This is a genomic window from Microvirga puerhi, from assembly GCF_020089865.1.
Lineage (GTDB): Bacteria > Pseudomonadota > Alphaproteobacteria > Rhizobiales > Beijerinckiaceae > Microvirga > Microvirga puerhi.
This window is the reverse complement of sequence record NZ_JAIRBM010000001.1, coordinates 219,848-240,159: the sequence shown is the minus strand read 5'-3', so window position 1 is coordinate 240,159 and position 20,312 is coordinate 219,848. Positions and strand designations below refer to the sequence as shown.

At 61.2% G+C, this 20,312-nt stretch carries 17 protein-coding genes; 9 read left to right on the top strand and 8 right to left on the bottom strand.

The window, feature by feature from the left end:
• The first annotated feature begins 262 nt into the window (after nucleotides 1-262).
• Together K9B37_RS01115 and K9B37_RS01110 are read left to right on the top strand one after the other, a co-directional pair.
• A complete protein-coding gene (locus K9B37_RS01115) occupies nucleotides 263-640 on the top strand; it encodes an EF-hand domain-containing protein (protein ID WP_224310954.1) in 378 nt (125 codons plus the stop codon).
• A 157-nt stretch (nucleotides 641-797) separates the two neighbouring features.
• Nucleotides 798-2,177: an ArgE/DapE family deacylase gene (locus K9B37_RS01110; protein WP_224310953.1), complete on the top strand. Its 1,380-nt coding sequence runs from the start codon at nucleotides 798-800 to the stop codon at nucleotides 2,175-2,177.
• Between the two features lie 29 nt (nucleotides 2,178-2,206).
• On the opposite strand, the gene K9B37_RS01105 is transcribed toward K9B37_RS01110, so the two are convergent.
• On the bottom strand, nucleotides 2,207-3,019 hold the full coding sequence (locus K9B37_RS01105; RefSeq protein WP_224310952.1) for an IclR family transcriptional regulator: 813 nt from the start codon (nucleotides 3,017-3,019) through the stop codon (nucleotides 2,207-2,209).
• Nucleotides 3,020-3,369: 350 nt separating this feature from the next.
• On the opposite strand from K9B37_RS01105, the gene K9B37_RS01100 reads away from it, so the two are divergent.
• From K9B37_RS01100 to K9B37_RS01080, 5 genes are read left to right on the top strand one after another with little or no spacing between them, the layout of a single operon-like run.
• A complete protein-coding gene (locus K9B37_RS01100; RefSeq protein WP_224310951.1) occupies nucleotides 3,370-4,965 on the top strand; it encodes an ABC transporter substrate-binding protein in 1,596 nt (531 codons plus the stop codon).
• Between the two features lie 40 nt (nucleotides 4,966-5,005).
• The gene (locus K9B37_RS01095; protein ID WP_224310950.1) at nucleotides 5,006-5,947 is read left to right on the top strand and encodes an ABC transporter permease; all 942 of its coding nucleotides are present in this window, start codon (nucleotides 5,006-5,008) and stop codon (nucleotides 5,945-5,947) included.
• Nucleotides 5,944-6,816, top strand: coding sequence for an ABC transporter permease (locus K9B37_RS01090; protein ID WP_224310949.1), 873 nt, complete (start codon nucleotides 5,944-5,946; stop codon nucleotides 6,814-6,816). Before K9B37_RS01095 ends, K9B37_RS01090 begins: the two co-directional genes overlap by 4 nt.
• Nucleotides 6,813-7,631: an ABC transporter ATP-binding protein gene (locus K9B37_RS01085; RefSeq protein ID WP_224310948.1), complete on the top strand. Its 819-nt coding sequence runs from the start codon at nucleotides 6,813-6,815 to the stop codon at nucleotides 7,629-7,631. Before K9B37_RS01090 ends, K9B37_RS01085 begins: the two co-directional genes overlap by 4 nt.
• Nucleotides 7,628-8,602, top strand: coding sequence for an oligopeptide/dipeptide ABC transporter ATP-binding protein (locus K9B37_RS01080; RefSeq protein WP_224310947.1), 975 nt, complete (start codon nucleotides 7,628-7,630; stop codon nucleotides 8,600-8,602). Before K9B37_RS01085 ends, K9B37_RS01080 begins: the two co-directional genes overlap by 4 nt.
• Nucleotides 8,603-8,742: 140 nt before the next feature.
• On the opposite strand, the gene K9B37_RS01075 is transcribed toward K9B37_RS01080, so the two are convergent.
• From K9B37_RS01075 to K9B37_RS01045, 7 genes are all read right to left on the bottom strand, one after another.
• Nucleotides 8,743-9,690 (bottom strand): ABC transporter permease, encoded by a 948-nt coding sequence (locus K9B37_RS01075; protein ID WP_224310946.1) that lies wholly within the window; start codon nucleotides 9,688-9,690, stop codon nucleotides 8,743-8,745.
• A 3-nt stretch (nucleotides 9,691-9,693) separates the two neighbouring features.
• Nucleotides 9,694-10,569: an ABC transporter permease gene (locus tag K9B37_RS01070; RefSeq protein ID WP_224310945.1), complete on the bottom strand. Its 876-nt coding sequence runs from the start codon at nucleotides 10,567-10,569 to the stop codon at nucleotides 9,694-9,696.
• Entirely contained in the window at nucleotides 10,566-12,626 is a 2,061-nt protein-coding gene (locus K9B37_RS01065) for a dipeptide ABC transporter ATP-binding protein (protein ID WP_224310944.1), read from the bottom strand. Before K9B37_RS01065 ends, K9B37_RS01070 begins: the two co-directional genes overlap by 4 nt.
• A 34-nt stretch (nucleotides 12,627-12,660) precedes the next feature.
• Nucleotides 12,661-14,208, bottom strand: a complete 1,548-nt coding sequence (locus K9B37_RS01060) for an ABC transporter substrate-binding protein (RefSeq protein ID WP_224310943.1) — start codon at nucleotides 14,206-14,208, stop codon at nucleotides 12,661-12,663.
• A gap of 262 nt (nucleotides 14,209-14,470) precedes the next feature.
• Complete coding sequence (locus K9B37_RS01055; protein WP_224310942.1) at nucleotides 14,471-15,268, bottom strand: IclR family transcriptional regulator; 798 nt, start codon at nucleotides 15,266-15,268, stop codon at nucleotides 14,471-14,473.
• A gap of 61 nt (nucleotides 15,269-15,329) precedes the next feature.
• Nucleotides 15,330-16,631, bottom strand: a complete 1,302-nt coding sequence (locus K9B37_RS01050) for an alanine racemase (protein WP_224310941.1) — start codon at nucleotides 16,629-16,631, stop codon at nucleotides 15,330-15,332.
• On the bottom strand, nucleotides 16,622-18,085 hold the full coding sequence (locus tag K9B37_RS01045) for a M81 family metallopeptidase (protein WP_224310940.1): 1,464 nt from the start codon (nucleotides 18,083-18,085) through the stop codon (nucleotides 16,622-16,624). The genes K9B37_RS01050 and K9B37_RS01045 overlap by 10 nt, the downstream gene beginning before the upstream one ends.
• A gap of 333 nt (nucleotides 18,086-18,418) precedes the next feature.
• Between K9B37_RS01045 and K9B37_RS01040 the strand changes: the two genes are divergently transcribed.
• A complete protein-coding gene (locus K9B37_RS01040; protein ID WP_224310939.1) occupies nucleotides 18,419-19,918 on the top strand; it encodes a M81 family metallopeptidase in 1,500 nt (499 codons plus the stop codon).
• Nucleotides 19,915-20,298 carry a RidA family protein gene (locus K9B37_RS01035; protein WP_224310938.1) on the top strand — a complete coding sequence of 128 codons (384 nt, stop codon included), beginning with the start codon at nucleotides 19,915-19,917 and terminating at the stop codon, nucleotides 20,296-20,298. Before K9B37_RS01040 ends, K9B37_RS01035 begins: the two co-directional genes overlap by 4 nt.
• Nucleotides 20,299-20,312 lie beyond the last annotated feature (14 nt).

Below are 20,312 nucleotides of genomic sequence, written 5' to 3'. Positions count from 1 at the left end.
ATGCGCTGCCCCTCCAACAGGAGGGACACCTTCCAACAGGAGGGACATGGGTGAGGCTCACGGCAGCGCAGGGCTCGTTTGGAGCTGTCCTGCGCCTGGCTCGGCCACAATCCGGCCCGTCATGGCGCTCCCGCGTTCTCCAGCCCTGAAGACCTGCCCGTGACCGCGCTCTTTGCGTGCCGCTGATGAGCGGCCTGGCGGTTCGTGCCCATCCGCGCCGCGCCGCCGGTCGCCCCAGAACCTCGAAGGCAAGGAGAATCCTATGACATCGATCGCATTGCGCTATGCCGCCTTCGCTGCCCTTGTCATCGCCGGCCTGCCGACGATGGCCGCCGCACAGACATCGCCCCCCGCCGCGACAACGGCGCCGGGTATGACGACCCAGGGTACGGGAACGCAACCCGGCACGATGATCATGATGCATCCCAGCATGATGGGCCGAGGCATGATGGATCAGGGCATGATGGGCCCGCCCGCGCCGATGATGAAGATCATGTTCGCGATTGCCGACACGAATGGCGACGGCGCCCTCTCCTTCGATGAGGTGACGGCCATCCACAAGCGCATCTTCGACCGCATCGATGCCAACAAGGACGGCAAGATCACGATCGAGGAAGTACAGGCCTTCTTCCGCGATTAGAGCGTTTTCCGGCGACGTGAACCTCGTTCGCCGAAGAAAGGAGCTGGTTCGACGCCCGCGGAACCAGCTCTGTTTGCGTTCGTCGAGACACCATGGGGCACGGTGGGTAGACCGGCCGGGCCCGGTATGCTGAACTCCTGCAAATCATAAGGCCCGGGTGTCGATCAGGACCCAGCTTTCCCATCCAAAGGTACTCGCATTGACGACTGCAGTTTCAAACACGGCATTCCCGCCGACGAGCCCCCTGTCCGAGGCCGAGCGAGATCGCATTCTGGCCGCCGTCGATGCCGCTTTCGAACGCCAAATCGGGTTTTTGTCGGACCTCGTCCGCTGCGCCTCGCTGCGGGGACAGGAAGCCGAGGTTCAGGAATTCGTCGAAGCGGCGCTTCTGGAGCGCGGATATGACGTCAGCCGCCAGTCGATCGATCCGACCCTGTTTGGACGTCATCCGGCCTTTTCCCCGGCGACCATCAGTTACGACAAAACCTGGAATGTCCTCGCGGATCACAAACCCGTTGCCACGCAGGGCCGCTCCCTCATCCTGAACGCCCATGTGGATATCGTCCCCACGGGTGATCCCCAACGCTGGCAGGATCCGCCCTTCACGCCGACGCGGCACGGCGAGTGGCTGTATGGTCGCGGCTCCGGAGACATGAAGGCGGGTCTCTCCGCCGCGATCTTCGCCCTCGATGCCATCAGGGCCGCAGGGCTCGAACTGACGGCCCCCGTTCAGATCCAGTCGGTCGTGGAGGAGGAGATCACCGGCAATGGCGCCGCGATGGCGCTGGCTTCCGGACATGTGGCTGACGCGGTGCTGATCCCGGAGCCGACCGACGAGAAGCTCGTTCGGGCCAATTCCGGCGTGATCAAGTTCGCCATCACGATCCACGGCACTCCTGCGCATCCGCGCGAGGTCAGCAGCGGCGCCAGCGCCCTTGAAGCGGCGATGCGGCTCATCGCGCGCTTGCGTGAGCTCGAGACACGCTGGAACGCGGAGCGGGCGACGAAGCCGTTCTTCGATGAGGTGGACAATCCCGCGGCTCTGACGATCGGCACGATCAACGGCGGCGAGTGGATCGCCTCGGTTCCCTCGTCCTGCCGTTTCGAGGGTCGCATAGGCTTCTACCCCGGCGACGATCCGCAAGACCGCGTCAAAGAATTCGAGGCCTTCGTCGCATCGGTTGCCGCCGAGGATGCCCTGGTGCAGCGCTGCCCCGCGCCCATCGTGGAGTGGGTCGGCGTCATGCATGCGGGCTATACCCTCACGCCCGGGTCGGAAGCCGAAGCCGTCCTTGCCGAAGCTCACGCCAGCATTCATGAACCGGACAATGCGCCGTTAGAAGCCTATGTCATGGCATGCTATCTGGATGCCGCCGTCTATGCCGTTCACGCAGGCATCCCGTCGCTGGTTTACGGGCCGATCGCGGAGAACATCCACGCCATCGACGAGCGGGTCTCGCTTCTCTCGTTGCGGCGCGTGACGAAGACGATTGCCCTGTTCGCGGCATCGTGGTGCGGCGTTCGCCCTGCAAGATAGGCGTCGTACATCCCCGCCGCGAGGCTGCCCTAAGTCTCTGTTTGACCGATCAGGTCTGCGGTGACGCGCGGCAGATGGGTCAGCAGCACCTCGCCGTAATGGGTGATCGTCGCAGGATCGAAGCGCGCCGCCGGCCCCGCAATGCTGACCGCCGCAACCGCCTCGCCGGAGGCTCCGAAGATGGGAGCAGCGATACAGGCGCTCCCCAATTCGTTCTCCTCCATCTCGACGGTCCAGCCGTCGCGGCGGCACCTTTCCAGCACCTCCTCGAGCTTTTCCGGATCGGTGATGGTGTGCCGCGTCGACGGGGTGAGTGCGCTGCGGCCATAGATGAACTTGCGGAAGCTCTCCGTCTGCCAAGCCAGCAGCGCGCGGCCGCACGCGGTCGAATGATAGGGCGCGCGCGTGCCCGAATAGGACGACACGCGTAAGGTATGGCTGCCTTCGAGACTGTCGACGATGACCGCATCGGCCGGGCCCGGCAGCGCAAGATTGACGGTCTCGCGCGTCGACGTGCACACAGCAATGAGATGGGGACGCGCCACCGCGCTGACATCGAGCCTCCGCTCGACCGCGCGCCCATAGATGAGATGCTGCAGACTGAGACGATAGGCGCCGGCCTGCACGTTCCGCTCGGCAAGCCCGGTATCGACCAGCGCCTTGACGAGATTGAAAGCCGTGGTCTTGGCAAGCCCCGTGCGCACCGCAAGATCTCTCAGCGACACCCAGCCACCATCCGCCATCACATCGAGCAGCGCCTTCGCGCGCGCAATCGACTGGATGCGGGCTTCTCCGACCGCGCCCTGCGCGGCAGCATTCTCATCAGCCTGTCCGGAAAGCACGCTTCCCTCCCGATGCATGGTTCGCAACATTGCCACGTTCAGTACCACAATATTGAACGCTGATCGACCATGAGGTTGAAAAATTCAAATCCAAAAGTCGATACAACTCCGGGCGCATTGACGACGCCAGTTTTTTGAACCTAATCTCTCAGACAACAGAAAAAGAATCTCATTCTACCATATAGAATGAAACAACAGAGGGTTTCACGCCTCAAGCCCGCTCAGGGATGCGCGAGAAACGACCATCGGCGGACACGCGGTAGAGACGGCGGTCCGAGCCAGTCGAAGTGGGCATCGTGCCGGCTTCCCGCCGACAGGATGCGCAGCAAAGCGAATGAAGGGGAGCTCGTGTGAAGAACGATCAGGATTTTCCGACCCTGCCGGATGAAGCGCTCGCGCTCGACCGCCGGCATCTGCTGCGCCTCTGGTTGACAGGAAGCATCCTGCTGGCCTGTCCGCCCGGCCTTGCCATGGCGGCTGGCGCCGCGGGCGCATCGAAAGCTGGCGGCACGCTGCGCATCGGCGCCGACGCCGACCCGATCGGCCTCGATCCGACGATCGTGACGGCCTTCTCTTCCAACGATTTCACGGCACTTCTCTATTCCGGGCTTCTGCGCTGGAACGCGAAGATGGAGGTCGAGCCCGATCTCGCCCTCTCCTATGACATGCCCGACGAGAAGACATACGTCTTCAAACTCCGCCAGGGCGTAAAATTCCACAACGGCAAGGACTTCACGGCCGAGGACGTCAAGTACACCTTCGATCGCATCCTCGATCCGGCGACGGCCAGCCGCCTGCGCACACAATATGCCAGCATCGACAGCGTCACCATCGTCGATCCTTTCACCGTGCGCTTCGCGCTGAAGAACCGCGACGCCGCCTTCCTGAGCTACCTGGCGAGCAATCCGGACGGTGCCATCGTTCCGAAGGAGGTAGAGGAGCTGGTCACCAAGCCGGTCGGCACTGGCCCGTTCGTGTTCGAATCCTACCAGCCCAATCAGCAATTCACGCTGGCCCGGAACCCGCACTATTTCGAGGATGGCCTGCCCAATCTCGAGAAGGTCGTGTTCAAGTTCTACAAGGATCAGGCGACACTCTCTTCAGCTCTGCGGTCCAAGACCATCGACATGACCTGGCTGAAGGATCCGAAAGTGGCGGCACTCATGGCGCGCGCCTCGAAAGACTTCATCTCCGCGCCCGGACAGACCTCCCGCACGTTCCCGGTGTGGCTCAATATGAAGGCCCCGCCCCTCAACGACGTGAGGGTACGCCGTGCGCTGAGCCTCGCGACGGACAGGCAGGCCTGCCTGCAGACTGTGCTCGGCGGCTCCGGCAAGGTGGGGGCCATGATCCCCGAAAGCCAGGTCGGCGGCTATGACGGCGTCGGCGAGATGCCATACTATAAGCCCGATCCCGCCGCGGCGAAGGCTTTGCTCGCAGAAGCAGGCTTTCCGGATGGTATCGATCTTGGCGACTACATCGTTGTTGCGGCCAACCCTCTCGATGTCGCGTGCGCGCAGATTCTTCAACAGCAATGGCAGGCGGCCGGCATCAAAGTGAAGATCGTGCCGATGGAAACGGCACCGCTCCTCAATCAGTGGAGCTCGGGCACCTGGGCGACGCTGCTGTCGGTCGCTCTGTCCTGGACGCCGGACTCGGACGCGATCCTCCAATACCTCAATTCCCAGAGCAAATTCGGCAAGGCGATGGGCATCACCGACGAGGGCCTCGACCGGATGATGACCGAAGCCCGCGCCGAGACGGACAACACGAAGCGCGCGGCAAAAAATCTCGCCATTCAGAAACACATCGCCGATCAGGCCTATGTCCTCCAGGTCTACCAATACCCTCTGCGCTGGGAGATCTGGTGGAACTACGTCGAAGGCTATGTGCCGCTGGCAGCGAACATCCGCTCCTTCGTCCGAAACACGTCGTTGAAAGGCTAAAAGTCTTGGCGATGGAAGCCTTGCGCGCCGGAGCGGCGTGATGAAGCGCGTCATACTCGTGCGATCGATGTGGATGGCGGCGATCCTTCTCGGGGTCTCCTTCGTTTCTTTCATGCTCATGAGGGCGCTGCCGGGGGACTTCGTGCTCGCGGCAGCCGGAGCGCAGATGTTGCAGCCCGAGGTTCTGGAGGCCATGCGCCGGGACCTCGGACTGAACCAGCCGCTTATCGAGCAGTACCTTTCATGGCTCGGCGCCGTGCTTAAGGGTGATTTCGGCACGTCCTTCGTGACGCATCAGCCGGTTCTGCACGAGTTGTGGCCTCGCTTCCTCGTGACCCTGGAACTCGCGTTGATCGCGGCTTTCATCGCGCTCGTCATGGGCGTCAGCACCGGTCTTGTCTCTGCGCGGCTACGCGGCGCGGCCGACTGGATCGTCCGGCTTTACAACGGCTTCATCCTGGCCGTGCCCAACTTCGTCGTCGGCACGCTGATCGTGCTCCTCGTCGGGCTCTATTTTCCGGAACTCGCGGTGCTCAGCTACACGCCTTTCCTTGAGGATCCTCTCGGCAACATTGCCGGCATGATCCTTCCTGCCTTCGCCCTCGCCCTTGCCATCTCGGTCACCATTTCCGAGAACACGCGCGCGGCGGTGCTCGAAGTCTCCAATCAGGATTTCGTGATGGTGGCTCGCGCCAAGGGCCTGTTGCCGCGCACCATTCTCTGGAACTACCTTATGAGAAACGCCCTGACGCCGATCATCACCGTTACGGGGCTACAGGTGGCGACTCTGCTCGGCGGCAGCATCGTGATCGAGACCATCTTCGCCATTCCTGGGATGGGGCAATATCTGTTCGATTCCATCACGAGCCGCGACTATCCGGTGATCCAGGCCATCGTCCTGGTCGCGGCGGCCTGTGTCGTCTTCATCAACACATTGGCTGACATCGCTTATGCGACTGCAGATGCGAGGGTCGAGGCATGAGCGATGCGGCGATCTTCTCCCTCGCCGGCGCGGAGCCAGCCCCTAGGCGCCGTCTGCGGCCGACAGCGGGCCGTCTCCTGCTCGGTCTCGGCCTTGTCATGCTGACCATCCTGGTACTGATCACGCTCCTTGCGCCGCTTGTCGCACCCTTTGATCCTTCCGCCACCTCGCCCCAGTCGCTCGAAGGGTCGAGTTCGCAACACTGGCTCGGCACCGACGCGATCGGCCGCGATGTGTTGAGCCGCATCATTGTCGGCGGGCGCACGACTCTCTTCATTACCTTCACGGCCGTTTCGCTCGCACTGCTCGCCGGGCTCGTCCTCGGCCTCCTCAGCGGATATGTCGGCGGCTGGGTCGACGAAGTGATCATGCGCATTCTCGACGTGATCTTCGCCTTTCCCGTCTTTCTCCTTGCCATCGCGGTTGTCGCCGCGCTCGGACCGACGGTGCCCAACCTCATCCTGACGATCGCCATTGTCTATACGCCCGCCATGTCACGCGTCGTGCGCGGACCGGTCTTAAGCGTCAAGAAGTGGGACCACGTGGAAGCAGCCCGAAGCATCGGGATGAGCGAGTGGCGGATCGTCACGCGTCACGTTCTTCCCATGGTCGTCTCACCCATCGTGGTGGCAACGAGCCTGACGCTGGCGCAAACCATCTTCACCGTCACGGCGCTGTCCTTCCTTGGACTTGGCCCTCCGCCACCAGATCCCAACTGGGGCGGCATGCTGGCCGATGCACGTCAGTTCATGGAACTCGCCCCTCTTACGGTCGTCGGCCCCGCCGCCGCGATCGTCTTCGCAACGCTCACTTTCATCGTCCTGGCCAACGGGCTGCGAGAAGTGCTCGACGTGGGGAGCGAAAGGTGACTGCGAGCGACCCCATTCTGAGCGTACGGGACCTGACGGCCCGCATCGTCTCCCGCAAGCAGATAGTGGATGCAGTCAAAGGCGTGTCGTTCGATATCGCACGCGGCGAAGCCGTCGGTTTTGTCGGTGAATCCGGCTGTGGCAAGAGCGTGACGGCACGTGCCATCATGCGTCTTGCGCCAGAAGGTACGCGGGTCGAACTCGGCGGATCGGTGCACTTTGATGGGCAGGAGCTGCTCCCGATGAGCGAGGCCGCCATGCGGGACGTTCGCGGGCGTCGCATCGCCATGGTCTTCCAGGATCCTATGACCTCGCTCAACCCGGTCATAACGGTGGGAGCGCAGATCGACGACATCCTGCGGCGCCATACGGGCCTGTCTGGGCGCGCCGCGCGGGCGCGTACGGTCGAGCTGCTCGATCAGGTGGGCATTCCCGCCCCTGCCCAGCGTGCGGACGATTATCCCCATCAGTTCTCGGGTGGCATGCGTCAACGCGTGCTCATTGCCATTGCGATCTCCTGCGATCCGGATCTTCTCATCGCCGATGAGCCGACGACGGCGCTCGATGTCACTGTGCAGGCCCAGATCCTGCGTCTGCTGCTGCGATTGAGGGAGGAACGTGGCATGTCATTGATGTTGATCACGCACGATTTCGGAGTTGTCGCCGGCATGGTGGAACGGGTCAACGTCATGTATGGCGGCAGGATTGTCGAGGCAGCGTCCGTGGACGACATCTTCCGGGCGCCGACCCATGACTACACCCGCGCTCTCCTCGCCGCCGTTCCTCGTCTCGATCGGCACGGAGTGGCTCCATGATCATGGGAGCGTCACAAACGGGCGATGACTCGCCGCTGGTCGAGGTACGGGATCTCACCGTTACGTTTCCCGCGCGCAGTCGCCATCCCGCATTCACGGCCCTCAATGGCGTCACCTTCGATATCGCAAGAGGCGAGACCCTCGGCCTCGTCGGCCAGTCCGGTTCCGGCAAGACCACGACGGGGCGCGCCGTCCTTCAGCTTCAGAAGATCTCGCGTGGATCCGTGAAGTTGCACGGACGTGAGCTCACCGCCATGCGGGCCGATGAACTAAGGCGGATGCGGCGCCATATGCAGTTCGTATTGCAGAATCCCTATTCGAGCCTGCATCCGCGCATGACGATTGCTCAGACCCTTACCGAGCCGCTCATCGTGCATCAAGCGGTGACACCGGCGCGTTACCGGGAGCGCGTCGCGGAGTTGCTGGAACTTGTCAGCATGGATCCTGCAATCATGGACCGCTATCCGCACGAGTTCTCCGGCGGCCAACGCCAACGCATCGTCATCGCCCGCGCGCTCGCCGTAAATCCGGATTTCGTGGTCTGCGATGAGCCGGTCTCGGCACTCGACGTGCGGACCCAGGCACAGATCGTATCGCTGTTGCACTCCCTGCAGGAAAAACTCAAACTCTCCTATCTGTTCATCGCCCATGACCTCGCAATCGTGCATGAGGTCTGCCGTAAGGTCGCGGTAATGTACCGCGGCGAGATCGTCGAGAAGGGCAGCGTATCGCAGGTCTATGATAATCCAACGCATCCGTATACGCAGATGCTATTCGACTCGGCGCCAGTATTGGATCCGAGTCTGCAGCGCCAGCGCCTCAGGATGCCGCCACCCGAACCTGCGACCCTTGCCGCTGGTCATCCCGACAGTGCTTGCGCGTTTGGAGAAATTCACGCCGTTAGTAGCACTCCTGCCTGGCACGAAGTCGCGCCAGGTCACGGCGTCTCCTGCCGCTACCGGCCCGCATGAGGTCCTGCCCTCTTTCATATTTCAGTGAACGTCAGAATTGAGCTGTTTCCACATCAGTGGAGTCAGCTCTCGTTCTTGGTGGCTGCACTTTTGACGGCGAACCGGATCCACTTCGCGGAAGGGCACTCTAGGCACGTAAGCTACTTATACTCAATCCGTGGGTCGATATAAGCGTAGAACACGTCAACTGAGAGGTTGATGAGAATATAGATCACCATGATCACGATGATGCACCCCTGGATCAGGGGATAATCGCGTGTACTGATCGCCTGAATGAGCAACCGGCCGAGCCCTGGATAGGTGAACACCGCCTCGGTGACGACGGCACCGCCGATGAAATTCGCCATCATCAATCCAACGATGGTAACGAAAGGCAGCAAAGCGTTCCGCAGGATGTGAACACCGACCACCTGCCACTCCCACAGGCCCTTTGAGCGAGCCGTGCGGACATAGTCCGAACGCATTTCATTGACGAGCGAGGCGCGTAGGAACCGTGCCAGGACACCAGAGACATAGACGCCAAGTGTCACGGCCGGAAGGATCAGGCTACGCAACGCCGCTACAGGATCCTCCCACAAGGGAATGTAGGTCGAGGCCGATGGGAGCCAGCGCATCTCCACCGAAAACCACAGGATGAGCAAGATACCGAGCCAAAATGTCGGTACGCCGAGAGTCAATGCGTTCCAGAGGGACAGGATGCGGTCGACCCAGGAGCCCGGTTTTAGCGCGCTTGCGATGGCAACGGGGATGCCGAGCACCAACGCCACGATGGTCGCCAGAAAAGCAAGCTGAAACGTGGCTGGCAGCCGCTCGAGGATGAGCTTGAGAACGGGTTCGCTGGCATGAATCGAGGTGCCGAGGTCGCCATGCAGCGCGCGCCAGAGCCAGTCGGCATATTGGACGAGGGCCGGCCGATCGAGGCCGTACTTCGCCGTAGCGGCAGCGATCTGCTCGGCCGTCGCGTTCTCACCGACGAGCACCGAGACCGGATCACCAGGCACCGCATAGATGATGGCCCATACTGCGGCGGAACCGAGCAGAAGTACGGGGATGAGGTGCAACAGCCGTCTCAGGACATAGCCGATCATGGGTTACGCCGCCCCCTCGGAACCGGACTTGCGGATCTCGTAGCGCTCGCCGAGCAGGTCGGCCATTGCTCGCCCGAGCGCGTCGAAGGACAGGATCGTGAGCGTCAAGATCAGCCCGGGCAGAACCGCATAATACGGAGCCTCGTGGAGATAGGACTTGCCCGAACGCAGCATCTCTCCCCAGCTCGGCGTCGGCGGCGCCACGCCGACACCGAGGAAAGCCAGTGCCGCCTCGAGCAAAATGGCAACGGAGCACAGCACAACCACCTGTACCAGAATCGGGCTCCATGAATTCGGCAGAATGGTGCGGAACATGTTGTAACGGGCGCTGCCGCCGAACGCCTCAACGGCAACCACGAAGTCGCGGCTTCGCAATGTCAGCGTCTGAGCGCGGGTGATGCGCGCGAAGCTGGGAATGCCCGTGATACCCACGGCCACGATCGCTGCAATCTGGCTGCGGCCGAGAATCGCGATGAGCGCCATCGCAAAAAGAATAGCCGGCAGTGTCATCATCACGTCGACAAAGCGCATGAGGGCTGCGTCCCGCCAACCGCCGAAAAAGCCGCTCACGAGCCCCATGGGAACCCCGACAGCCGCCGCGATGGCAACGGCTCCGGCTGCGGTCGTCAGCGAAGTCCGTGCGCCGTAGACCACGCGGGCGAAGATATCGCGGCCGAGTTCATCCGTACCGAACCAGTGCGCTTGCGACGGCCCCTTGAGAGCATCCACCAGCCGCTGACGGAAAGGGTCGAAGGGCATGAAATCAGCAAACGCCGCGACAAGAGCGACCACGGACAAGAAGGCGAGTGCCGCTGCGGCCCCTTTGTGCCGGAGGAGCGCGCGGCCGAAGGCACTTAGCTTTCCGAATGTGAGTTTCATTCCCCCGCCTCCATCGATTGTTCCCGAACGATCGATGGAATCATCGGATCGCTGGGATGATGACAGGCGACATAGATGGAGGCACCTGGATAGCTCACGACGCTCGGCGCTACGCGGCGACAATGCTCATCGGACCGGAAGCAACGGGGATGAAAGGTACAGCCGGCCGGCGGGGCGGCAGGATTAGGAATTTCACCTTCCAGAATGATGCGTCGACGCGTGCGGCCGAGCGTCGGATCGGGAACCGGCGCAGCGGAGAGCAAACTCTGCGTATAGGGATGCGTCGGCGTGCGATAGATTTCGTCGCGTGCTGCCTGCTCCACGATGCGGCCGAGATACATGACCGCGACTCGGTCGGACATATGCTGCACGACGGAGAGGTTGTGGGAGATGAAGAGATAGGCGAGCTTCAGCTCCTTCTGCAGGTCTTGAAGCAGATTGAGCACCTGCGCCTGAATAGACACATCGAGTGCGGATACCGGCTCGTCGAGGATAAGGAGCCGCGGGTTGAGGGCGAGCGCACGGGCGATGCCGATGCGCTGCCGCTGACCACCGGAGAATTCGCTGGGATATCTGCCGAACATCCTCCGCGAAAGGCCCACCATCTCGAACAACTCGGCAATGCGCGCCGCCCCTCCCGCCGTTTCATAAAGACCGTGCAGGCGCAACGGCTCCGCGACGACCTCCTCCACCGGCAGCACCGGATTGAGGGCCGCATAGGGGTCCTGAAAAACGTACTGCATCTGCCGGCGCGCCTCGCGCATCCGGCTCGAAGACAGTTTCAGAAGCGAGCGTCCCTCGAAACGGACATCGCCACCGGTCGCCGGAACGAGGCCCATGATCGTACGGGCGGTCGTCGTCTTGCCGCAACCAGATTCGCCGACGAGACTGACCGTCTCTCCCACCCGTACGGTGAGGCTGACGCCATCCACCGCGCGCACCCATCCTACGACCCGCTTGAGAATACCGGCTCGCACAGGGAAATGGACCTTGAGCGCATCCACTTCGAGCAGCGAATCGCCTGCCTTCTCTCCTGCTGGCCCCGAAAAGTCCGTCCTACGCGCCTCTGCCGGCAGTAGCTTCTCTTCGGCAAAGTGGCAGGCAGCCTGCTGATCCGCGCCGATCGGCCTCAGCAGTGGCTCCGTCGTACGACATTCCCCACGTTCCTTTCCGATCACGCAGCGCGGATGGAAGGGACAGCCCGCCGGCAGAGTCTCAGGGGTTGGCGGTTGACCTGGAATGGCATCCAGCCTCGCATGAACGGCATCTCCGCGCGGAATGCTGCGAAGCAAAGCGCGTGTGTAGGGATGACGTGGTGATGAGAATATCTCATCCACTGTTCCCGTCTCCACGATACGCCCGGCATACATCACCGCCACGCGGTGGGCGATCTCGGCGACGACACCGAGATCGTGGGTAATGAGGATGACGGCGGCGGCCGTTTCTGCCTGTCGCCGCTGAAGGAGCGAGAGGACCTGTGCCTGAACAGTGACATCGAGGGCCGTTGTCGGCTCGTCAGCAATGATAAGCCGCGGCTTGCCCGCCATGGCCATGGCGATGACCGCGCGCTGACGCATCCCACCCGAGAACTGATGTGGGTATTGTTGCGCCCGGCTGACGGGATCGGCAATGTCGACCTCGCGCAGCAACTCGGCCGCACGGACCTGAGCCTCGGAGGGCCTCAAGCGACCATGAGTGACTTCGCCTTCCACGATTTGTCGGCCGACCCGCAGGACGGGATTCAATGTCGTGGCAGGATCCTGGAAGATGAAACCGAGATCCTGGCTCCTTACATGCCGCAGCACAGCCGCGGATGCTCCGACGATCTCCGTATCGCCGATGACGATTGATCCGGAGACATCGGCCGTCTCAGGCAGGAGGCCGGAGACGGCAAGAGATGTGACGCTCTTGCCGGACCCGGATTCGCCAACAATGCAGAATACCTCGTTCGCAAAGACGTCGAAGCTGATCCCACGGACGACCGGCACCGGTTTCCCGGTGCCGCCGAAGGCGACCGTGAGATCCCTCACGGACAGGACCGGTTTCGCTAACGGCACGCCGGACGCTCTCGAAGATTCACGGGTGTCTGCATCATTTCTTCAACCCGATAGTGCGGGCGACGAACAGATTGTCCATGTCGGGCGTAAAGCCATCGAGCTTGGACGAAGACACGATGAGCCCTACATCGTAGGAGTTTGTCGGAATGGCGAAGGCGCTTGTGACCAAAACCCGATTGAGGTGATCATAAGCAGCCTTGACCTTCTCTTCCGATCCATAGGTGGAGTTGACCCGCTCGATAGCCGCCACATAGTCCGGGAACGGATGAGGCTCTTTCAGAACCGGATTATCCTTCGTCCGATAGATGCTATTGGTCGCAACGCGCGAGGGGAACTTCTGTACGTTACCGACGCCTCCAAAGGTTGCGGAATAGTCACCGGCTAGCTGCGCCTTCACATATTCGGAGCCTTCCAGCACATCGAGCTGAATGTTGATCCCGACTTCGGCCAGCGTGCTCTGCACGATCTGGCTGATGACGACCGTCGGCTGGTCGGTTCCGTAAACAAGAAGCTTCCAGTTGCTCATCTCCTGCTTCGAGAGCCCAGATTCTGCCAGCAGTGCCTTGGCCTTATCGAGGTTGTAAGCGAACTCCTTGAGATAGGCAGGATTCGAGGCGGGGCTTGCCGGCGCCCAGGGAAGCGCCACGGGCTCGCCCAGGCCCGCATAACCGACTCGCAGAATGCCGTCGCGATCCATCAGGTAGTTGAAGGCCTGACGGAACTTCTCGTTGTTGAAGGGTGGACGGGTTGTGTTGATGCGGAACACCTGCACGAGGGGCCCTGGCCCGCGTGTGACGGTATAGCCTGCGTCGCGCAGCCGAACTGCACTTCTCGCGCCGCCGCCATAAATGATATCGGCTGCCCCCGACTCCAGCGCAGCGCTCGCGGCCGCATCATCACTGAAGACCGTAAAGCGGATCTCAGGGCTGACCGGCTCACCCGTGCGCCAATATTTAGGGTTCGCCTTCAGCGTTACGCTTTGACCGACTGCGCGACCGGCCAGCGTGTACGCGCCAGTTCCTGCGGGCTTCGTCTCGACCGTATCGATGCCGGCCGCTTCGATAGGCATGGTGAACTGAAGCAGGTCGAGAATCTGGCGCTCCGGCACGGGCGCCTTGAAGTTGATGACGATGGTATGCTCATCCGGCATCGTCCAGTCCTGCACGATGCCCATGGTAGCGTAGACGTTCTTGCCTTTTGCGGGATCGGAGGCCTTCTTCAGCGTAGCCGCCACGTCCGCCGATGTCAGCGGCGCTCCGCTGTGGAAGAGAACATCTTTGCGTAGCGTGACACGAACGGACTTATTCCCCTCGCCGATCTTCCACTCCGTCGCCAAGCTCGGCACAGCCTTTCCGTCTGCCGTGTACTCGATAAGACTGTCATAGAGATTCTTGATCAAGTGGAAATTGACCAGAGAGAACTGCATCGGATCGAAGTTCGTCATGTCGGCAAGAATTGCAACACGCAGTGGAGTACCTTGCAGCTTTTGTGCACGAACATGCCCGGGAATGGCCACAGTGGTGATAGCCGCAAGGACGATAGCCCCCAGCACTCTAACGAATGCGATACGCCTGTTGTTCATGGCTCACGCTCCTGATCCTCTGGTTTATGGAACTTGTCATATCTTGGGCCGGCCAGGGCGATGCCCAAGACGACCAGAAGTTTGGCTGCTTGTGGCAGCACCATGGCTCGTCTTCAGTTCCGCCTCCCCGTGACGTGCCGGGCTTTCCCGATTGCGACACGACAGAACCCATCTTCGAAGATGCATGACGAGCAACGTAACTACGCTAGGGTCCCGCCGCGATCATCGTCAACGCCGCGACGTTCCATCTTGAGAAACAACGTCAGGCGAGCAAGGCTCTGTCGGCCTGCGTAGCGCCGTAGATCTTGGCGACGACGCGATCGACCGATGTCTTCAATGCTTCGGCAGCCTCCAGTCGCCTATCTGGCACAAGCCGGGCCTCCGGCGCTGACAGGCTCATAGCCGCAACGGGTCGTCCGCAATCATCCAGAATCGGAACACCGATACACATATGGCCATCTTCATTCTCACTCATATCCATCGCGTAACCTTGATGGCGGATGTTCTCGACCTGCCGGCGCAGGTATCGGCCGTCGGTGAGCGTATGGATGGTCCGGGCCGGCAGGAGAGGCATGCAGAGGGCTTCCAATTCCTCGTCCGGCAAATGAGCTGCGATGGCCTTGCCAAGTGATGTGGAATGAATCGGATGGCGTTGGCCCACACGCGCTTCGGTCCGTGGCGTACGGCCACGGTCGACGATGTCGATGTAGACGATCGCCTTCTCCGCGAGAATAGCGAGATTGACGGTTTCTCCGAAGCGCTCCGATAGATCGTGCATTTCCGGCTGCACCACCTCGCGCAGCTTTTGCAGGCTGCGGTCGATCTCGGCAGCACGACGAAAGCGCGGACCTGCGCGATAGCGATCGCGCCTGAGATCGTAGTCAAGAAAGGAAGCCGCGGAGAGCGTCTGGAGATAGCGGAAGACGGTGGTCTTGGGCAATTTCAGCTCTTTGACCGTCTCGGTCAATGTTACGTCACGCCCTTGTTTGACCACATAGTCGAGCACCTCAAGTGCCTTCATCACGGGCTGCACGATGTAGCCTTGGCCATCCTTACGCATCGGTCCCCCTCTGCATTGAGGCCGGAGCCACTCCGGCCTTACTAGATCCCCCTGTCGGGCTTTAAAAAAACGTCTTTATTGCCCTTACCACTCGATATGTCTCGTCAACCATCATAAGCAATGACCAGCGGTCGAAGGTCGTGCAAGGATGGCCGATCCCGAAGCCTACGAGATCGCCGACCTGAAGGTCGCTATCGACGGGCAGCTCAAGATGACAATGCTGGTCGTTGAGAGCGACGGTCTTGTATCCCTGCGACATCGGTTGAGGTCCGGCCATATCCGAGCCGGGCCTATACCAGTATTGGGGTATCGGCAGGCCGGCATCGAAGCCGACATCCCGCTTGCCCATGGTCAGGAGAGCCCGCCCCTTCTCCGGCACGGATTGGACCTGTGCCCACACTTCAAGTGCCGGAACGAGCCCGCCCGGCGGCAGCGCGAGCTGCGTTTGACGGCAGATGCGCTCGAAAGCAGCCGCATAGCCCATGCAGTCGTGTGTCAGATAGCATCCAGACCGCAGTACCCGCAGAACCGGAAATGGGAATTCGTGGGCGTTGAAACGCTCTCCGACCCTGTCGAAGAATGCCGATCCTCCAGCGCTCACGACAATGGGGTGGTCGCGCGAAAGGAGGCCCTCCTCGATAGCGCGACGCGCAAGTGTGGCGACTTCATTCACGAGTCCGTCCGCGGCTTCCGCCGTCGGGAGCAGGCCCTCGAAACATTCGAAGCCGGACAGCATGAGTCCGTTCGTTGCCGCGATCGCGCGCGCAAGCGTCAGTGCCGTCTCACGTGAGCGCGCACCGGTGCGGCCGCCAGAGAATCCAACTTCCACCAGCACTCGTAGCGGATTGTCCTCAGGAGGTGGATTCAAGCGCGCTCCTTCAGCGAGCTGCGCCAATCCTTCGTCGCCGTCGACCAGGCAGTAAAGTTCGAAGCTCGTATCCTGCAAGGCAGCGAAGCAGGCCTTTACTGCCTGCAGGCCAATCGGTTGATTGGCCATGAGCACGCGGCGCACGCCGAAGCGACGACACACCTGCATCTGTTGCACGGTGGCAACTGTGATTGCCCAAGCCCCATCCGCGATCTGCAAATCGAAGAGATGTGGCGACATGGTGGTCTTGCCATGCGGCGCGATGAGAAGGCCGTTCGCTTCAGTGAAGGCCGCCATCCAGGCGCTGTTGGCCTGGACGCGCGCTTGACGAATGACGGCAACCGGCATCGGCAAATCACCGTCTAGTACGCTCCAGTCCTGAACTCCCACATCTCCGACACGCATGGTCGGACCATCGTATGGCAAACCTTTGGTGAGCGGATCGAGCGGCAGTGCGTCTAGAGCCGCGACATCGAGACGAGGAATTAAAGCCATGGATTGGGATCCAGCGGTGCGAGCGGGCGGCGTGCCTTATGATAGGTGACCTTGGTCGCATCATAGGGATAGGGGCCGCCAGTATTGAGATAATGAACTTTTGCCGCTATGGGCGCGAAGGCAGCATAGAAATGGTTCGATGACTTGACGACAACCATCTTCTTTTGCGCCAGATCGATACCCAGCTTGGTAAAGGCGGGTGGACTGAAGGTCTGTGCACGGCCGCTGACGAGCACGATATCCAGCTCACCGATCGTGATGGCTGCTGCGGGGCCGAGAGAGACGACGCTTTCCTCGAATGGGATGGTGAGTTCCTCGCTTAAGCCCCGTACGACCACCTCGGCATCAATGGGGCAACCGGATTGCGGTGTTGCCTTACCGCAGAAGCGGAGTGAAATGCGTGCGCCGGCACCCGCTGCACGACAAAGGGAGACGGCGACCGGATCCCATAGGGCTCCGATTGCAGCCGGAAGATCCGGATGCTTTAAAAGGGCCTCAATCATGACGGTCGAATCCCCTGCGACGCCTCCACCTGGATTGTCCCATCGATCCGCGAAGACGATCGGCTGCCCCGGTTCGGCGCGCGCCTGCGCAATCGCCTCCTCCGGTGGATAGTGATATGGTCCTGGAGCCGTGCGCTGCCAGCTTAGAATTTCCCGGCCCAGCGCCTCCGCAAGTGCGGAGGCCTTCGCACGGTTCTCCTCGCCATTGGCGATGACAAGCACCTTCGTGCCGACGTCAAAGACGTCCGCGGCCTGGAAGCCATGAGCGACGGAGATGCTGAGAATGCCATCCTTTCCTTCCATGGCCAGGATGCGATCGACGAAACTGCGACCCGGCTCGATGCTCGTCATGAACCCTGACAGAGAGTGGCAATCGAAGACGGCAGAAACCGGGCTCACCTCCCCTCGCGCCGTGCGCAAGCACAGGTCTACGAGGTCCTCCGCCCTATCGAGGAAATCGATGTGAGGGAATTCCTTGAAGGCCACTAGCACATCGGCGGCCGAGACACGCTTCTCGGTAAGATGACAATGCATATCGAGTTCTGCGCCGATCACACAGTCCTGTCCTACGATTTCGCGCACTCTGGAAAGAAGGTCTCCCTCGCAATCGTCGTAGTCACGGGCGACCATTGCACCATGGAGGCCGAACAGCGCAATATCGACAGGCATCGCCGCTTTGAGCTGACCGAGGATCTCATCGCGCAGGGATTCATATGCCTCGCGCGAGACGAGACCGGCGGGTTCGGCCCACGTCGCGGTACCCTCGATCAACGTGAAACCGTCAGCTTCGGCTCGTCGGCGCGCAGCCACCATCGGCGCAGAGCAGAGAGTCGGTGTCGGCGGATGTGTCCCGGGCCGACAATAGAATGCCTCCTCGAAGGCGCGGCGATCGACGAACAATGGCGAGAAGGTATTTGTCTCGGTGGCGAGCGAGGCTACGAAGACGCGCAAGTCTGACCCTCCAAAGCGACATTCTATATTGTAGAATGCTGGTTCCAAATATCGCTTGAAGATTAACGGCCAGGATTCTTGATCTGTCAACTGCCCGTCATTGGTACATAGCGTTTTCTTTAGAGATGCGACTTGCATGATCGGCGATGTTGATGTTCACTTCGTTCGCCAACATCCACTTTCTAATCTCACAATGTAGAATGGCACATAGGTGAGCGTAGCGCACAATGTCACGCTGCAGATGTGGGAGCAGGATAAGCCGACCGTCGCGACGGGAGGAAAGCCAGTCGGGCGACCGGCAAGGAATACAAACTTCAGCCTGGAAACGATCAAATGACCAAGCGCAGGATCCTGTTTGCAGGTCTCTTCCACGAGACCCATACCTTCGTCGAGGAAGTCACTGGACTTAGCGACTTCACCATCTATCGCAGCGAAGACATCCTCCGTCGGCGCGGCGATGGATCGACCACGGACGGCTTCCTCGAGGTTGCGGAGGTGGAGAACTGGGAAGTGGTTCCGACGTGCGAGTATGCAGCGTTGCCATCTGGCACCGTTGACCACATCGTACTCGAGCAGTTCTGCAATGAGGTCGAAGAAGGCCTGCGCAAGGCTCTCTCTGAAGGCGGCCTCGATGGTATTTGGTTAGGACTGCATGGCGCCATGGTGACAACCGAGTGCGAAGACCCCGAAGGGGAGCTGCTCGCACGACTGCGCGGCGTCAAGGGCACTGAGTCCCTCCCCGTCTTCGGCGTATTCGACCTGCATGCGACCTTCACCGCCAAGATGGCCCAGCATGCCAACGGTCTCGTCGCTTATTGCAAAAACCCACATTCGGATGCGCGCGAGTGTGCCATGCGCTCTGCTCAGCTTCTTGCACGTGCGCTCAAGGAAGAGGCTATGCCGCGCATGTATGCGCGCAATGCCCCCATCATGTGGCCGCCCCCGGGCACCGGAACCGCAGATCGGCCCATGCGCGACCTTGAAGCGCTCGCCAGACAGATCGAAGCTGAGAGCCCTGACATATGGATTGTCAACGTGGTGGCGGGCTACTCCTTTTCGGACGTCCCGGACGCAGGCGTTGCCTTCTCGGTAGCGACAGTAGGGGATCAAGACGGCGCGAGGGCGGCTCTCAACAGTCTTGAGGCGCTTGCCATATCGTTGCGCGATCTCGGCATCCCGCACGAATGGGACCTTGACACGGCGCTGGCCGAGATTGCCACCCGCGAGGACGGACCATGTATTGTCGTCGAGCCCGCCGACAACATCGGCGGAGGCGCTCCCGGGGACGACACGGCGGTGCTGCGCGGCTTCCTTCGCCACGGATTGCGGAACTGCGCAGTGGCGATAGCTGACGCTGCGGCGGTTCAAACTCTCGCTGATGCAGAGCCCGGAGAAAAGCGACGCCTGTCTATCGGCGGAAAGGGCAGCAGCCTCGGCGCAGGCCCGCTTGACGTCGAGGCGGAATTCGTCAGCCGCAGCGACGGACACTTCACGCTCGAGGATCGGCACAGTCACCTCGCCGCCTCCCGTGGGATCCATTTCTCCATGGGCCCATCGGCAGTCATTCGCGTAGAAGGTGTCACCGTCCTGCTCTCGAGTCGCAAGACACCGCCCTTCGATCTAGCGCAGTTTCGATCTCAGGGGATCGTGCCGGAAAACCTCTTCGCCATCGGAGTTAAAGCAGCCGTCGCTCACCGTAAGGCTTATGACCCGATCATGAAGGCGAGTTACACCGTACGCACTGCGGGTCCTTGCACCAGCGCCATTACAACGCTGGATTATCGACGGCTACGGGAATCCGTCTTCCCAATCAACGATCGGAACCCACAATGACCATCGAGTATCCGAGCAGATCCGACACACCGCGCTCTCACCTGCCCTTCAGCCCTGCGACACGCGTCGGCGATCTGATCTTTGTCTCGGGCCAGGCTTCTGTGGACCTCACGGGCAAGATCGTATCCGACACTTTCGAGGGCGAAATGCGCCGCTCGATCGAGAATTTGCGAAAGGTTCTGGAGGATGCGAACAGCGACCTTTCACATGTGGTTCAGACGCGCAACTACGTCCGCGATTCGGAAGACGTGATCGAGTTCAACCGGATCTACCGGGAATATTTCTCTGCGCCATTTCCGGCACGCACTACCATCACCAACTGCCTTGGCCCGAATCTTCGCTATGAGATCGACTGCGTCGCCGTAGTCAGGAAGGATTGAGGATGAACCTGCTC

Excerpts from the sequence above, each read along its gene's own strand:
- K9B37_RS01035 (WP_224310938.1), top strand. The coding sequence starts at position 19,915 with ATGACCATCGAGTATCCGAGCAGATCCGACACACCGCGCTCTCACCTG.
- K9B37_RS01115 (WP_224310954.1), top strand. The coding sequence starts at position 263 with ATGACATCGATCGCATTGCGCTATGCCGCCTTCGCTGCCCTTGTCATC.
- K9B37_RS01055 (WP_224310942.1), bottom strand. The coding sequence starts at position 15,268 with ATGCGTAAGGATGGCCAAGGCTACATCGTGCAGCCCGTGATGAAGGCA.
- K9B37_RS01050 (WP_224310941.1), bottom strand. The coding sequence starts at position 16,631 with ATGGCTTTAATTCCTCGTCTCGATGTCGCGGCTCTAGACGCACTGCCG.
- K9B37_RS01090 (WP_224310949.1), top strand. The coding sequence starts at position 5,944 with ATGAGCGATGCGGCGATCTTCTCCCTCGCCGGCGCGGAGCCAGCCCCT.
- K9B37_RS01070 (WP_224310945.1), bottom strand. The coding sequence starts at position 10,569 with ATGAAACTCACATTCGGAAAGCTAAGTGCCTTCGGCCGCGCGCTCCTC.
- K9B37_RS01075 (WP_224310946.1), bottom strand. The coding sequence starts at position 9,690 with ATGATCGGCTATGTCCTGAGACGGCTGTTGCACCTCATCCCCGTACTT.
- K9B37_RS01040 (WP_224310939.1), top strand. The coding sequence starts at position 18,419 with ATGACCAAGCGCAGGATCCTGTTTGCAGGTCTCTTCCACGAGACCCAT.
- K9B37_RS01095 (WP_224310950.1), top strand. The coding sequence starts at position 5,006 with ATGAAGCGCGTCATACTCGTGCGATCGATGTGGATGGCGGCGATCCTT.
- K9B37_RS01060 (WP_224310943.1), bottom strand. The coding sequence starts at position 14,208 with ATGAACAACAGGCGTATCGCATTCGTTAGAGTGCTGGGGGCTATCGTC.
- K9B37_RS01080 (WP_224310947.1), top strand. The coding sequence starts at position 7,628 with ATGATCATGGGAGCGTCACAAACGGGCGATGACTCGCCGCTGGTCGAG.